A 15,286-nucleotide genomic window follows, 5' to 3' on the forward strand; every position below is an offset into this window, starting at 1 on the left:
GTTCCCAAATAAAATCAACTTCCTGGGAATCACCTGTGAGTAAAAAAACTGGGGATTCATCAGTCACGGGTATAAATACTGTTATTACTAAAGTCAATAATCGAGATTCATTAAGCCATCATTCACTTAAGACTCATGTTCAAAGAGATATAAAGAGGTGATATGAAAAGCAAACGTTATAACAAAATTCTTCTTACTGGCGCTTCAGGCTTTCTAGGTCATATTATCTTATTCCGGCTGCTAACCGATTATTTGTGTGACATTATCATATTATTACGCCCAGGAGCAGAACTACTACAACTCAAAAAAAATGTGGAAGATTATTCTAAAAATAGTCATATTTCCATAAGTCGCAGTCAATGGGATAGAGTGACACCAATATTCGTCTCTCAACCAGGGATAAGCTTACCTAAAAGTCTTGAACAAAAAACAGGCGTTATTGATGCGATTTTTCATGCCGCAGGTAATGTTAGTTACTTCGATACAGAGCAATTACACATAGGCAATGTACAATACACAAATAATCTTATCCAACTTGCTAAGCGCTGCCATGCTCAACAATTTATCTATATATCAACAGCTTTTTCTTCTGGCTATAAAGATATACCTATTTTAGAGCAAAGCTGTTACCCTCCTTTTAACGATCCTACTGCCTATGTCACATCTAAACGCCATGCAGAAACGTTAGTTGAACAAAGTGGAATACCTTATTTCATTATGCGTCCCTCCATCGTCATTGGGCACAGTAAAACAGGCTATTATAGAGGTAAGCGTTACGGTCTTTATCAACAATGGATGTTAATGGAGAAGCTTTTTCATAACCACTATATTGCAAACTGGCATTATGTCGCCAATAGAAAAAAGCTCCAGCTAGTTCATTGTGATAGTTTTGAAAATATGCTGTTTGCAGCAATAGAAACATTACCGGTTAATACACACGTTAATATTGTTTCTGAATCAAGTACGTTACCCAGTTATCGCGATGCTGTCGATTTATGGTTTAAGAGAGTACTCAAGCCCAAATCCATTTCCTACTATGATAATTATGACTCTCTGCCACTAAACAAATTATCCAGAAAAGAAAGAATGTTTTTTAACTTAATAAAAACCAATACCGAAATAGCCACCGCTTCTTGGTTTTTTGAAACCACTTCGAGCCAACAAATACAAGCCAAAGGGATTGAAATAAACGATGTCACTTTAACCTCTCTCTTAAGCTGTCAAAATCGCTTCATTAAGCAATCAAGCTTACTTAATCTCTAATAACATGTTTACTTTCAAACGAACAGCCTACTTAGACAACAATGCAACGACGCCACTTTCGTCAGACGTCATTAACGTCATGGATCAGGTGTTAAAAAAGCATTTTGGTAATCCTTCTTCATTGCATCAACTCGGTTATAATGCGGCCAACCTAATCACCTCTGCCCGAAAGCACATTGCATCAGCCATCAATAGCCAACAAGAAAATATATTCTTTACTTCCACGGCATCGGAAGCCAATAATCAAGTGCTTCATAGCCTAGTAGAAGCATTTGACATACAATCTCAAAAGCTCAAAATTATCAGTAGTCCAATTGAGCATATGTCTATTATCGCAACCTTAAGTGCTCTGAAAAACAAAGGAGTCATCGTTGAGTATTTAAAAGTCAATACTAATGGTCAAGTTGATATAAAAGCCGCAGAAGCGCAAATCGATGATAACACTGGCTTAGTGTGTTGTATGTTAGCCAACAATGAAATTGGCAGCATTCAACACATTGAAGTACTAGCCAAAATAGCAAAAAAACACAATGCGCTCATCTTATCGGACTGTGTACAAGCGCTAGGAAAAATACCAATCAACGTGGAAGAACTTAATCTAGATTATGCCACGTTTTCAGCCCACAAAGTGCATGGTCCAAAAGGTATTGGCGCCATTTATGTCAAAAGCGGGGCTCCATTTCACAGCTTAATAAAGGGAGGAGGACAAGAAAGCGGTTTAAGAGCGGGTACAGAGAGCACCCATAATATCGTCGGCTTTGGTCAAGCATGTCTCGCTATCCCTCACTTACTCAAAAAAGCAAGCATGACTTTACAATTAAAAATGTCATTGAAAGAAAAGCTAATATCAATGAATAAAGGGATCACCTTCAATGCTGAACACCAAAATACGCTGAATAATACACTCAGCATTACCATTCCCAATGTCGACAAACAAAGCCTTATTGCCTTTTTAGATCATCATAATATTTGCATATCCACGGATTCAGCATGCTGCAGTCACACAACTTCGGCGTCACATGTGCTCATTGCTATAGGGTTAAATGAAAAAAAAATCAATGAAACCATACGAGTCAGTTTATCTACACAAACAACCGAAAAAGAGATCGAGTATTTCATCACAAAGTTACAGCATTTTTTCGACACTTGCGCGCAAAAAAATATTACCTTAATTTCCCCTCAAAATCTTGATGATGCATTCTTAAGAACAAAAGATCATTATTTGCTCGATATTCGAAGTCAATTTGAAAGGTTGTTAATGAAAAGCATGCCCAACTCTCATGAATGTCATGTGTTCAATGCTCAGCCCATCATACGTACTTTTGATAAAAACGATAAACTGATTTTAGTTTGTTCTTCTGGAATGAAAGCAATGATATTTGCATACCAATTGTCTCGAGCAGGTTTTCAGCATATTCACGTTCTCGCGGGGGGATTACTCGCTTGGAGAAAAGCCCATAAACAAACTCATCAAAAAATGAACAAATAAAAGTAATGTAAAAAGAGGCGACCCAGTGAACATATCCACTATTATTGAAGCATATCTGCTTCAATAAGGTGTCATTCATGCTAGCTACCCTACCACTGTTTGATAGTCACTTTCATATTATTGACCCTAGGTTTGCTTTAATCCCCAACCAAGGTTATTTACCCGACGCTTTTACCGTGGCAGATTATCGCCATCAAACTCATCAATACCAGATCTGTGGTGGAGCCATAGTATCAGGATCGTTTCAAGGCTTTGACCAAGATTATTTGATAGATGCACTCACACAGTTAGGGCCAAATTTTGTCGGCGTCACTCAACTCCCTGCTCACACACCAGATGCTAAAATACTCTCGCTCCATCAAGCAGGCGTTCGTGCGTTGCGCTTTAATTTAAAACGGGGAGGATCAGAGGATATCAGTCAGATGACGCATATGGCTCACCGAGTTTATGATCTCGTAGGCTGGCACATTGAACTGTATATTGATAGTAATGACCTACTTTCACTTCATCATCAACTCGTCACACTTCCCGCCGTCAGTATCGATCATTTAGGACTGAGCAAAACAGGGCTTCCTACTTTACTTAAGCTGGTTGAACAAGGCATTAAAGTCAAAGCCACAGGCTTTGGAAGAGTTGATTTTAATATCAACAACGCATTAAAAGATCTTTATTCAGCCAATCCTAGCGCGCTCATGTTTGGTACTGACATGCCTTCTACCCGTGCACCACGCCCCTATAAAAACGACGACTTTTTAATTGTTATTGATACCTTAGGTGAGCATGCGGCTCAAAGGGTATTATCTAAAAACGCACAAGAGTTTTATCAAAAATCAACACAGCTTGAGTAAGAACCATAATAAAGACACAATGTTTTTTTGAAGCTTTCAACGAGAACTTCACCGAAATGCCCATAGGCTTTTTCTACAAAAAGGAGCATACTCTAGTATTGTACACATGCTTCACACAATTCGAGCAAGCCCATGATCCAAGACAGGGCCAGTCAAATGGTCATATTCCATACCTTAGTAAATGTTGGCAATTTCACCGCAGCAGCAGAAAAACTACATGTATCCACTTCCCATGTCAGTAAACAATTATCATTACTTGAAAGCCAACTCAATGTGAAATTGGTTCAACGCACAACACGCAGCTTTACATTAACAGAAGCAGGTCAGCACTTTGCTCACCATTGCGAAAAAATTATTTATCATATTCAAGAAGCAAACCTATTAATGGATGGCGTACGGGATGATGTTTCAGGTATATTGAGACTCGGCGTCTCGCAATCATTTGGCACATTACATATCATTCCTGCTATTGAACAACTACGGAAACAATATCCAGAATTGACTGTAGAGATCCGCTTATTTGATCATAAAGCCAATATGTTAGAAGAAAATTTAGATCTTTGGCTCACCAATTTTGAAGAAATCCCTGAAGGTTATGTTGCACAAAGATTAGCCGACACACGCTTCATTCTGGCCGCCTCTCCCGATTACCTTATTCATCATGAGCAACCTCATCATCCCAATGATCTCATCCAACACAATTGCCTGATTTATCAAAGTAGCCTAAGAAATTATGATCACTGGGCTTTCTCCAAATACCATGAAAAACTATGTATCAAAGTATCAGGCAATTACCGTGTCGATTTAGCTGAAGCCGTTCGAGATGCGGCTATCTCAGGTTGGGGCATCGCTTATTTGGCCAGTTATTTACTGCGTGACGAATTTCGTCATGGTCAATTGGTGCAACTTTTACCTGATTGGAAAGCCTGTCAACACATGCCTTTCTATGCCGTCTATCCCTGTCGAAAACATCTGGCTAAAAAAACGTCCGCGGCGTTAAACTTCTTTAAAAAACATATTGGTCTCACTCCCTATTGGGACACTCATTTAAAACCCTTTGTCAAAATCTAAGTCAGTAAAAGTCGTTAATTTATTTTCCATAAGAAAAGTATTATTTCCTTATGGAAAATATAAATCGCAATAACATTGTAAATAACTGTAAATTATGAATTTAGTTATTATTAGAAAAAGCAAAAAAAATACACTTACATTTCGTTAATAAAGTGAGATTGCATGATCCCACTATAAGCCTAGAATGCGCCATTTATTTTATTACTCATTGAGGCTTACATGGTATCCTTGCTCGGTATCGGCGTCATTTTACTCATTGCTTGGCTATTATCCAATAATCGCCAACATATCCCCCTTCGCACAGTCACACTGGCTTTTATTTTACAAATCACCTTTGCTTTATTGGTGTTGTACATTCCAGCCGGTAAAGCGGCATTAAACCGCACAACCGAAGTGATTTCCAGTGTGATAAATTATGGGCAAGAAGGGATTAACTTTCTCTTTGGTGGCTTGGCTACTGGCAATGTCGGTTTTGTTTTTGCTATTAATGTACTGGGTATTATCATCTTCTTTTCTGCCTTAATTTCCGGCCTGTATCATATTGGTGTCATGTCTAAAATTATCAATGTTATTGGAGGCGGATTACAAAAAGTATTAGGTACTGGACGAGCTGAATCTTTATCGGCAACAGCTAATATTTTCGTCGGATTGATTGAAGCCCCCTTAGTCATTAAACCTTACCTTAAAAAAATGAGCGACTCCCAGTTTTTTGCCGTCATGACCTGCGGCCTTGCCTCCGTTGCTGGCAGTACTATGGTCGGGTATGCCGCTCTGGGTGTCGATCTGAACTACTTGATTGCTGCATCCTTTATGTCTGCTCCTGCCGGCCTTCTAATGTCTAAAATGCTTTTTCCACCTCATAAAGATGAACAGCAGGCAGATGAAATTACCTCAGTGGAAATACCAAAAGCGACCAACGTCGTAGAAGCACTGGCTGATGGCGCCATGTCAGGCCTTAGAATTGCCGTCGCCGTGGGTGCAACACTACTGGCATTTATTGGTGTCATCGCCTTGCTTAATGGTCTATTGGGTATGTTTGGTGATTTGATTGGTATAAAACTCAGTTTTCAACTGATCATGGGCTACTTGTTTGCCCCTGTCGCCTGGTTAATTGGTATTCCTTGGCAAGATGCTATCACTGCAGGTGCCATTATTGGCAATAAAATCGTCGTCAATGAGTTCGTCGCTTTCATTCAGTTAATGGACGCAAAAACGCAGCTTGCGCCTCACTCCGTAGCTATTACAACCTTTGCACTTTGCGGCTTTGCCAATATTTCTACCATGGCCATTTTGATTGGCGGCTTAGGCAGCCTTATTCCAGAAAGACGAAGCTTCATTTCAACCTATGGTTTTCGTGCCATCACAGCAGGGGTTCTCGCTAACTTAATGAGCGCAGCCATTGCTGGCTTCATATTATCCTTATAAACCATAAAGGGCATCATTAAGATGCCCTTCACTCCACCAGCCCACTTAATCTAGACTAAGACAATTCAAACACTTGCGTCATAACTTTATACAACTCAGTACCTTGATGCACCGATGCCGAAGCAAAATGTAAAATGGGGACGCAGCTATGAGCTAAAGACAATGAGGTTAATGCCTGTTCAGTACCATACAAATCGAGCCTGAGAATATTGGCCAACACCGCGCCCGCAGGCAAGACTTTACCTAAAGGTGCTTTATATTCCACCAACCCAGATAAAGGCGCATGATACTTTTTATAGTCTTTTAAATAGCATGCATATCTTGGCATCTGCTTCGGCATGACAGTATCTTTAATCACACCTCGATGACTTAAATACGCCAAAATGCCCTTGGCATCAAGGTTCGCTTCATCTAAATCGACTTGCTCTTGACTTCCAAGCTCTAATGTAAAGGCTGATACAGGCACATCAAAACTGATATTTTGAGAGTGTAAGTAATCGCTCAATTGCCACCAAGGGCAAAAGATAGATTCATCCATTGCCCCACCAAACTCATTAGGAATGACTAAGGTATAAGGAATGGAAAAATAGCGCGCGGCTTGAATATCGTATTCTGGACAATATAAATGCTTACAGGACTTAGGGCCTGTATGGAGATCCAAAACAATATCAGCCTCAAACGCCAAAGCTTGAAGATTTAATGCCAAGCGTTTTCCCGTACTTAGCCCCCACTCATTACCCAAAGCCTCTTTGCAAGAGCGAATTAATTGTGCTCGATAAGTGCTGATCATTGAAGCTTCATCTAAATCCTGATGAACCTCCACCCATTTAGGAATATCAATCAAAGGTGCTTGATATTCTCTATTCCAATTCACACCAGTAATGGGATCAAATCGCCCTAAGGTAAACTCACCACTTTTTTGATTTATGCCCAGTGGATTAGCTAAAGGAAGCAATTGAATATCGCCTAATATATCAAACTGCTCAAGCATTGACATGAGTTGATAAATCACCGCATTACCTTGCACTTCAGCACCATGGACATTGGCTTGAATAAACACACTTGGCGCCGAACTATCCCGTCCTTTGAATTCAAAAATAGGTACAGTTAAGGGGTGACCTGTCGCCAGCTCTCCCACCGTTAAATACCTTTGGCGATACTTCATCACTCGCTCCTAACGGCGTCTTTAAATCACTTCTGGCGTTTCAAAAAGATCTTGATGCAATGCATTGACCACTTGCGCAGCTTCTGACTCAGCAACTAGCACACAGAGATTATGAGGACTCGCTCCTTGGCAGATCATTCGTACATTATGTGGCGCTAATACTTCAAATACTCGACGACACACACCCGCTGTGGTTGCAATTTTATTACCTACTATTGCAATCAAGGCTAAGTTCTCTTCAACTCGAACTCGACTGTGTTGAGAAAGCTCCTGTAATAAAGACTCATTAAGCAGACCATGACCACTGGAGTCAGATCCGGTTTTATCGAGAGTCAGTGACACATTCACTTCTGAGGTGGTAATAAGATCCACACTGATTTTATGTCTGGCTAACGTTGCAAAGGTTTCAGCTAAAAAGCCCTGAGCATGCAACATTTGCAGACTATGTAAATTCAATAAGGTTTGGTCGCGTCTAACGGCCACAGCACGATATACGGGTTCCGCATTCACTTGATGTCGAATCCAAGTGCCACCTTGCTCCGGAGCCCAACTTGAACCCACAAAAACCTGAATTTTCTGTCTCACTGCAGGCAGAATCGTTGCAGGATGCAATACCTTAGCACCAAAGGTTGCCATTTCTGCAGCTTCATTAAAACTAATCTCTTTAATGGGACGTGCATTAGGCGCAAGCCGTGGATCGGTAGTATAAATACCGGCGACATCCGTCCAAATTTGCACAGCATCAGCCTTTAACGCTTCGGCCAATAAAGCCGCTGAGTAATCACTTCCTCCTCGCCCTAAAGTGGTTGTACAACCTTGATAATCTGCCCCAATAAAACCTTGTGTTACAATAACTTCATCAGTTAACTTAGGGGATAACTCTGCTTGAGTTAGACTTGATATTTGCTCTATTTGTGGCTCTGCTCGTCCAAAGAAACTATCCGTTCTCATGATGTTTCTAACATCAAATACACTGGATTTAGCCCCTTTCTCTCTTAATACCGCCGCAAACAAAGCAGAGGAACATTGCTCCCCTTGTGCTAATAACTCATCCATTACCGCTTTTGAACGCTGCACCGATAACTGTTCGCTCAAAGCTTCAATACGTTCAAGCACAGCTTCAATACGAACAACCACCTCATTTGGAAAGCCAAGCTTCTCTAGAATAAGATGCTGAATAGCAGAAATTTGCTGGATCAAGCTTTGACGTCTTTGAGCGTCCGTATCTGCTTGCGTCAATTCAACGAGTAAATTTGTCACACCGCTAGAGGCACTGACAACCACAAGCCGAATTTCAGGGTTCTCAATAATAATGCGAGCACAACGGTGCATTGCATCATAATCTGCCACTGAGGTACCACCGAATTTGGCAACAATTAAAGACATGCTCTTCCCTCCACAATTGAACTACTGGAATAGAGAAAAGAAAAAATAAACCACACAAACAACATGAAAAAGCTCCGAACTTAAGGATGTTCGAAGAGCCTGGTGTAAGACGAGTTTCTCGAAATCGGGAAATAGCGATCATCACCAGAAGCCCTCCACCCAATTATACCCACATTATTATGAGTATAGGTGACAATTGTCAGGATTCAGCCTGAACAACCGGCCACAAACGCAACTAAACATTCATGACCTCGGCGCTAATCTCCCTCATAAGTTATCCTCGGCGCTAGTTCACCCATAACTTACTACCTAGTTAACGCTCCTCTTCTGTAACTTAAATCTTAATAAGATCTAATAAACAATAAATATCAAAGGCCATAAGATAAAGTCAATGTAAATAAAAAAGATAAAAATAAAAACAAAGAAGTAAACAATAAATTCACATTAACAACTCATTATAAAACAAATAAACAAACAAAACGAAAGGTTAATACAAAGTAAAATTAACACTTATTTGAAATAAATCAGTTTCATTCATTTCATTGCGGTAATTCAGAGACCAATTTCATTTTTTTAGAAAATGAACCTAGGCATATTTCTTGTTTTTGAAAAAGGCAAGGAATGAGTCTAAGCTTATCTGTTTCAACATAATAAATGGCATTTTGTTTAAACTTAAGTCCAATGGCTATTCCTACTTTTCTTTCTACTGCCACCGCCCAACTTTTCTCCCTATGACTCATATCCACTGATGTCCCTATCATTTCTTGATGCAGTGCTCCCAAGTGCACAAGCTCATTTTGAAGTTTTTTATCTAATAATCGATTTTGACTTGGCGATAAAATCATGCCTTTTGGGTTATGTGCAGTAATGATGGCAAAGGATAATTGAGAGGAAAGCGCTTGGGTCAATAAGAATTCGGTTTCTTGGTAGCACTGCCAAAGGTCATCAACTAAGTTGTTCATAATATTATGTTTCTATAATTTCACCCGTTCAATTATAGCAATTGTATACATTATAATCACTTAAGAGGTTGGGCCAATTGAAATTTAATTTACACTCATTAATAATCAATAAGTTACATTATAAAAATTGTCACTTTGACAGATTAAATCAGTTTTTTTTAACATTTTATTTGTTAACAAATGCCTAAAACGAGTACAATAGAAATGTAAGCCAATCAACTTAATGCTATTTGGGCTACAAAAGTTAAATGTATCCAAAAGAATAAAATTAAGTCTTGGCTATAAAACTGTATTCTTGTATTAAATGTAAACTATGCTTAAATTAACATTTAAACTTTAAAAAAAACAATTGCTAAGGAACTTTTCTTTACCTTTGTTTATCGAAGTAACAGTAATACAGTTCACATTTTCTTTTGTGAGATACCCATACTTTACTCGACACAAGGTATGTTACGGTTTCAAGAACAATCACACATAAAGATTCGTCTTGAAACCGTAAATTGTTAGCATAATGAGCTCGGGCGCATTTTAAGTAGCAGGCGCTCATGGTTAGAATAGATTTGACAGAAATTAGGTAAATAAATATGCAAAACCCGCACATTCTGATCGTTGAAGATGAAGCTGTAACCCGAAACACGCTAAGAAGTATTTTTGAAGCTGAAGGATATGTGGTAAGTGAAGCCAATGATGGCGCAGAAATGCATAAAGCGATGCAAGAAAATAAAGTTAATTTGGTTGTCATGGATATCAACTTGCCGGGCAAAAACGGACTACTATTAGCGCGTGAATTACGTGAAATTAATAATATTGGCCTTATCTTCCTAACAGGTCGAGATAATGAAGTCGATAAAATTCTAGGTCTTGAAATTGGTGCGGATGATTATATCACTAAACCTTTCAACCCTCGTGAACTGACCATTCGTGCACGTAACTTATTAACTCGCGTCAATAGCACGGGAGAAGAGTCTGAAGAAAAAAGTGCTGTTGAATATTATCGTTTCAATGGGTGGAGCCTTGAAATCAATAGCCGTTCTCTCGTTAGCCCACAAGGTGAATCATACAAGTTGCCGCGTAGTGAATTCAGAGCTATGCTTCATTTTGTTGAAAATCCAGGTAAAATTCTGAGTCGTGCAGACTTATTGATGAAAATGACGGGTCGTGAATTAAAGCCTCATGATCGTACTGTTGACGTGACTATTCGCCGCATTCGTAAACATTTCGAAAGTCTTCCTGATACACCAGAAATCATTGCCACTATCCACGGTGAAGGTTACCGTTTCTGCGGTACTCTAGACGAATAATATCAGACAAATAACAGCTGAAATATCACTTCTTTATTCATCACTCAAAAGCCAGTCATCAGACTGGCTTTTTTATACACTTGACTGAGGACTTCCCAATCACGGCTATATCTTATTGCTTGAGCTTCCTATTCAAAAAATCGGCTAACGATCGATATAAATGATTGCGAACCTTTTCCCCTCTCATAGAATGTTTCGAGCCAGGATAGTCTATCATCTGGAACAATTTTCCTTCATCCTGTAACGCCTTATAGACTCGTGTACTGTTTTCAAACAATACGTTGTCATCCGCCATGCCATGATAAATAAGCAATCCCGACTGATAGCCCTTAACATAAGGAAAAACACTACTGGCCTCATAGCCTTTATCATTCGTATGTGGCGATCCTAAATAGCGCTCAGTATAATGGGTATCATACAAATGCCAATCCGATACCGGTGCGCCAGCAATAGCAGCCTTAAAGGTATTGGAGGCTTTAAATATTCCCATTAAGGCCATATACCCACCGTAACTGTGACCATAAATAGCAATATTATCACCATCGACAAAAGATAACCCCTTCAAATAGTCAACACCTAATAACTGATCCTTCAACTCAGCATTCCCTAAATGCTCATAAATCACTTGCTCAAATTGCGTTCCCCGATGAGCAGAACCTCTGTTATCTAACTGAAATACAATAAAACCTTGCTGTAATAAATACTGAGTAAAATAATCTTGCTCACTCCAAGCATTCACCGCCAATTGTGCATGAGGGCCACCGTAAACCCGCACAACAACCGGATATTGTTTATTAGGATCAAAATTTGTCGGTTTAAATAAACGATAAATCAGGCTCTGGCCATCTTCTGCTTCAAGCTCTCCCCACTCTGGAAGCTGCCAAAGACCAAAATAAGCATAAAGTGGATGAGAAGGCGTCACCGCATTTTGCTCCACCCACATTAAGCGCTTACCCGTTTCATCATGCAAACTCACCTGAGGTGGCTGAAGTAAGCTACTAAAATTATCTAAATAAATAGGACTGTGTTTAGCAAAAGTGATATTGTGATCCCCTTTTAAATGCGTCACAGCTTCCACCTCTCCTCCTTCTAGGGCAACACGGTAAAGCTGTTTTTCAATCACAGTCGTTTTACGCCCGGTAAAATAAACCCAGCCATTTTCCTCATCAACATATTCAAGCCTATCTACCGCCCAGGGTCCTTGAGTCAAGCGCCGCTTCAATCCCCCTTTTAAATCATATAAATATAAATGATTGAAACCATCACGTTCTGAAGCCCATATTAGAAGAGGCTGTTTTTTCAAGAAAAATAGATCGTTATTAACATTCACCCAAGCATCACTGCGCTCCTCAACAATGGAATAAGGCAATGCTGCTTCAGTGGCTGACACTAGATTTAAGTTCAATTCATGCTGATCTCGACTTTGCCATTGAAAAGACAAGATTTGGCTATTCGGCAGCCATTTGACTCTAGGAAGATAAATATCCTTATTCTTGCCTAAGGGCACCCAATTTATCGCGCCACTTGAGATTGCAACTATACCCAGTTTAATCTCAACATTCGCTTTTCCCGCATAAGGATATCGCTGCTGTGTCAACTTAATCCCATCGGCATAAATTTCATTGCGAGTGATCAGTTCCACGCCAGATTCATCTATTTGAGTAAAGGCAATTTTAGATTCATCCGGGGACCACCAATACCCTGTCATCCTGTCCATCTCCTCTTGAGCAACAAACTCTGCCATTGCATTTTTGATTGCCCCTTTACCATCATGAGTTAACTGGATCAGTGCTTTTTTCTGCAAATCATAAATGAACAAATTTTGTTCACGAATAAAGGACACATAATGCCCTTTAGGTGATAATTTCGCATCGGTAATAAAACCTTCACCGATATTTAATGCCGTCACCTTACCGCTTGCCAGAGAAAAATAATATACGGTATCAGACATAGGCAATAAAATTGCTTGGCTATCTTGTGACCAAAAATAGGCCATGATCCCTTGCCCAAAAATGCGCTGACGTTCACGACGGGCCTTTTCTTCATCAGATAACTCCGATGTCTTCAATAAATCAGCATCAATTAACTTGCTTTTCTGACCAGATTTAACATCCATTTGCCATAAATCATAAAAATGCTGATTATCTGCTCGCCCAACTAAATAAGTGATCCGTGAGCCATCAGGTGAGAGTTTCAATCCCATAGGCGTAACACCAGCCAATGCGGGGGAAGCGTTGAAACGCTCAATGGTTAAAGCTGTTTGCCCTCCGTGAGGAGCAACATTTGTATTCTCTTTTTTCATTATCGACATTTTACTCGTAGGTAATGGATGAGTAGATAAAGCATTGCCAATAGGCTGCTTCTCAATGGCCGTAGAGCAGGCTGACAGGCCCCATATCAGTGACATCAAAACCCCACCCCTTAAACTAACACCCCTAATATTCATTTTCTTCCCTTTATTGTTATATCCCAGAATATTAAAACAAAATCAGTGTTTTTATATTGATACATATTCTAAACTGTAAAAATAATCTATCTCGGGTATGATTAACAAAAAAATTATCCCTTACAACATTCGACATTGTTATAGGAAAAACCATGCAAACCCTTGCTCAGTACCTACAGACACAATCGCTTAATCCCGCCCTAGAAAACCTCATCTACACTTTAGCCGACACTTCAAAAGCCATTAGTTTCGCAGTCCGCAAGGGGGCACTAGCTGGCATATTAGGCGCAACAGAGCAAGAAAATGTACAAGGCGAAACACAAAAAAAATTAGATATTATCACCAATGATATGCTCAAAAATGCGCTGCAGAATAATATTGCAGTACGCGGCATCGCCTCAGAAGAAGAAGACAATATCGTTGAAGCCAATAGCGAAGGGCAATATTTAGTGTGTTTTGATCCTTTAGACGGCTCATCTAATATTGATATTAACTCGCTTGTCGGCACGATATTTTCAACCTTACCCATACAAGAAAAGGTGCCTCAAGGCGCACTCAGTGAACAGCACTTTTTACAAAGTGGTCGAAAGCAAGTCGCATCCGGCTACATGCTCTATGGCCCATCAACCATGATGGCTCTCACAACAGGTCAAGGGGTACAGTTTTTCACCTTAGACCCCAAAACTCAAGAGTACTTGCTCACCAATGAAAAAGTCACTATCACTCCCGATACCAGCGAATTTGCCATTAACATGTCAAATCAACGATTTTGGGAAAAACCCATGCAAAACTATATTGATGAGTTATTGCAAGGAAGCATAGGGCCGAGAGAAAAAGCCTTTAACATGCGCTGGATTGCCGCCATGGTGGGTGATGTTCACAGAGTGTTATCTCGAGGTGGCTTATTTACTTACCCGACAGATCATAAAAATCCAAACAAACCCTATAAGTTACGCTTAATGTATGAAGCCAATCCAATGGCATGGTTAGTCGAGCAGGCAGGTGGAAAAGCCTCAACGGGCTATGAAAATATTTTGGATATTCAGCCTAGCCATATTCACCAAAGAGTTCCCGTTATTTTAGGCTCTTCCAATGAAGTGGATATCTGCTTGCGGCACCATCAAGGGGATAATTCAAATGAAATAAACACACAAGTCGCCCCTTCTTTAGTCTAACTTTCTTAAAGCGACTCACAACAAGAGTGACCCAGTCACTCTTGTTGTATTCATGGCTGGAGTATACTAGGGCTTAATTAAATCTGACACTTGTTCAAAATCTTCTTGTGTCGCATATAAATTAAGGTGCGTTGCATTAGGGATCACCTTAAGCACTCTACGCTTGGCTTGACTCACGGCTTCATAAAGTCGCTCTACTAACAAACGCGGAATAACAGCATCATTTTCTGCAGCCACAATCACAACCTCGCCAGTAAACTGGGCTAGTACATCAAAAGCATCTGAATCATACCAGCTATTTTCTCGCCGTATAATATTGGAAAACTCAGGCCCAAAATTCACTCTATGAGCGCTGGGGGTGTAAACACCCGGTACCAACAAGACTAACTGTTCAACCTGTAAGTGCTGCGTTAATTTAATCGCCGTATAACCACTCATGCTTGAGCCTATCAGCATTTTAGGTGACATCTTTAGTGACTTGATCACACTCAGTGCTTGCTTCTCACGGCAACTTAATGAACTTTCACTCATTTGGCCACCTGTTTCACCATGACCGATAAAGTCAAATGCCGCGCTTGCAATCCCTCTTTTCAATAAGGCTTGCCTCAATTTGGCAAACCGTGCGCGAGAAGATTGACCCGCGCCATGCATCACTAAAGTGTCACAGACATCGGCGTTGATATCACCTTTTAACACATGCTCCTTAAAAGCCAATTCAAACGGGGATAATGGCATAATGATTATTACTCCAATAT

General features: G+C 40.0%; 12 protein-coding genes and 1 riboswitch. Of the genes, 7 read left to right on the top strand and 5 right to left on the bottom strand.

Translation table 11 applies throughout. The annotated features are described in order from the left end of the window. Positions 1 to 162 precede the first annotated feature (162 nt). The 5 genes from Q0791_RS17830 (at position 163) to Q0791_RS17850 (ending at position 6,096) form a co-directional block, all read left to right on the top strand. A complete protein-coding gene (locus Q0791_RS17830) occupies positions 163 to 1,263 on the top strand; it encodes an SDR family oxidoreductase (RefSeq protein ID WP_299009297.1) in 1,101 nt (366 codons plus the stop codon). A 4-nt stretch (positions 1,264 to 1,267) separates the two neighbouring features. Beyond that, a complete protein-coding gene (locus Q0791_RS17835) occupies positions 1,268 to 2,752 on the top strand; it encodes an aminotransferase class V-fold PLP-dependent enzyme (protein ID WP_299009299.1) in 1,485 nt (494 codons plus the stop codon). 77 nt (positions 2,753 to 2,829) lie between these two features. Then, positions 2,830 to 3,600: an amidohydrolase family protein gene (locus Q0791_RS17840; protein WP_299009302.1), complete on the top strand. Its 771-nt coding sequence runs from the start codon at positions 2,830 to 2,832 to the stop codon at positions 3,598 to 3,600. Positions 3,601 to 3,732: 132 nt separating this feature from the next. Then, positions 3,733 to 4,671: a LysR family transcriptional regulator gene (locus tag Q0791_RS17845; protein WP_299009305.1), complete on the top strand. Its 939-nt coding sequence runs from the start codon at positions 3,733 to 3,735 to the stop codon at positions 4,669 to 4,671. Between the two features lie 219 nt (positions 4,672 to 4,890). Further along, positions 4,891 to 6,096 (top strand): NupC/NupG family nucleoside CNT transporter, encoded by a 1,206-nt coding sequence (locus tag Q0791_RS17850; protein WP_299009308.1) that lies wholly within the window; start codon positions 4,891 to 4,893, stop codon positions 6,094 to 6,096. A gap of 55 nt (positions 6,097 to 6,151) precedes the next feature. Here Q0791_RS17850 and Q0791_RS17855 read toward each other — a convergent pair whose 3' ends face one another. From Q0791_RS17855 to Q0791_RS17865, 3 genes are all read right to left on the bottom strand, one after another. Continuing rightward, positions 6,152 to 7,261, bottom strand: a complete 1,110-nt coding sequence (locus Q0791_RS17855) for a succinylglutamate desuccinylase/aspartoacylase family protein (protein ID WP_299009311.1) — start codon at positions 7,259 to 7,261, stop codon at positions 6,152 to 6,154. A 21-nt stretch (positions 7,262 to 7,282) separates the two neighbouring features. Next, entirely contained in the window at positions 7,283 to 8,647 is a 1,365-nt protein-coding gene (gene lysC, locus Q0791_RS17860) for a lysine-sensitive aspartokinase 3 (RefSeq protein WP_299009312.1), read from the bottom strand. 140 nt (positions 8,648 to 8,787) lie between these two features. Further along, positions 8,788 to 8,982: riboswitch (Lysine riboswitch) on the bottom strand. 204 nt (positions 8,983 to 9,186) lie between these two features. Continuing rightward, the gene (locus Q0791_RS17865) at positions 9,187 to 9,609 is read right to left on the bottom strand and encodes a DUF3293 domain-containing protein (RefSeq protein WP_299009314.1); all 423 of its coding nucleotides are present in this window, start codon (positions 9,607 to 9,609) and stop codon (positions 9,187 to 9,189) included. Between the two features lie 584 nt (positions 9,610 to 10,193). Here Q0791_RS17865 and arcA point away from each other — a divergent pair. Further along, positions 10,194 to 10,910 (top strand): two-component system response regulator ArcA, encoded by a 717-nt coding sequence (gene arcA, locus Q0791_RS17870; RefSeq protein ID WP_298772520.1) that lies wholly within the window; start codon positions 10,194 to 10,196, stop codon positions 10,908 to 10,910. Positions 10,911 to 11,022: 112 nt separating this feature from the next. On the opposite strand, the gene Q0791_RS17875 is transcribed toward arcA, so the two are convergent. Then, entirely contained in the window at positions 11,023 to 13,221 is a 2,199-nt protein-coding gene (locus Q0791_RS17875; RefSeq protein ID WP_299009336.1) for a S9 family peptidase, read from the bottom strand. Between the two features lie 287 nt (positions 13,222 to 13,508). On the opposite strand from Q0791_RS17875, the gene Q0791_RS17880 reads away from it, so the two are divergent. Next, positions 13,509 to 14,531, top strand: coding sequence for a class 1 fructose-bisphosphatase (locus tag Q0791_RS17880; protein ID WP_299009316.1), 1,023 nt, complete (start codon positions 13,509 to 13,511; stop codon positions 14,529 to 14,531). Positions 14,532 to 14,597: 66 nt separating this feature from the next. Here Q0791_RS17880 and Q0791_RS17885 read toward each other — a convergent pair whose 3' ends face one another. Next, complete coding sequence (locus Q0791_RS17885; RefSeq protein WP_299009318.1) at positions 14,598 to 15,266, bottom strand: alpha/beta hydrolase; 669 nt, start codon at positions 15,264 to 15,266, stop codon at positions 14,598 to 14,600. Positions 15,267 to 15,286: the final 20 nt, after the last annotated feature.

It is taken from the genome of uncultured Shewanella sp. (assembly GCF_947495455.1).
Taxonomy (GTDB): domain Bacteria; phylum Pseudomonadota; class Gammaproteobacteria; order Enterobacterales; family Shewanellaceae; genus Shewanella.

What these genes read in the sequence shown, in the direction of transcription:
- Q0791_RS17885 (WP_299009318.1), bottom strand. Translation starts at nt 15,266, where the DNA reads ATGCCATTATCCCCGTTTGAATTGGCTTTTAAGGAGCATGTGTTAAAA.
- Q0791_RS17875 (WP_299009336.1), bottom strand. Translation starts at nt 13,221, where the DNA reads ATGTCGATAATGAAAAAAGAGAATACAAATGTTGCTCCTCACGGAGGG.
- Q0791_RS17835 (WP_299009299.1), top strand. Translation starts at nt 1,268, where the DNA reads ATGTTTACTTTCAAACGAACAGCCTACTTAGACAACAATGCAACGACG.
- Q0791_RS17855 (WP_299009311.1), bottom strand. Translation starts at nt 7,261, where the DNA reads ATGAAGTATCGCCAAAGGTATTTAACGGTGGGAGAGCTGGCGACAGGT.
- Q0791_RS17845 (WP_299009305.1), top strand. Translation starts at nt 3,733, where the DNA reads ATGATCCAAGACAGGGCCAGTCAAATGGTCATATTCCATACCTTAGTA.
- arcA (WP_298772520.1), top strand. Translation starts at nt 10,194, where the DNA reads ATGCAAAACCCGCACATTCTGATCGTTGAAGATGAAGCTGTAACCCGA.
- Q0791_RS17850 (WP_299009308.1), top strand. Translation starts at nt 4,891, where the DNA reads ATGGTATCCTTGCTCGGTATCGGCGTCATTTTACTCATTGCTTGGCTA.
- lysC (WP_299009312.1), bottom strand. Translation starts at nt 8,647, where the DNA reads ATGTCTTTAATTGTTGCCAAATTCGGTGGTACCTCAGTGGCAGATTAT.
- Q0791_RS17840 (WP_299009302.1), top strand. Translation starts at nt 2,830, where the DNA reads ATGCTAGCTACCCTACCACTGTTTGATAGTCACTTTCATATTATTGAC.
- Q0791_RS17830 (WP_299009297.1), top strand. Translation starts at nt 163, where the DNA reads ATGAAAAGCAAACGTTATAACAAAATTCTTCTTACTGGCGCTTCAGGC.
- Q0791_RS17880 (WP_299009316.1), top strand. Translation starts at nt 13,509, where the DNA reads ATGCAAACCCTTGCTCAGTACCTACAGACACAATCGCTTAATCCCGCC.
- Q0791_RS17865 (WP_299009314.1), bottom strand. Translation starts at nt 9,609, where the DNA reads ATGAACAACTTAGTTGATGACCTTTGGCAGTGCTACCAAGAAACCGAA.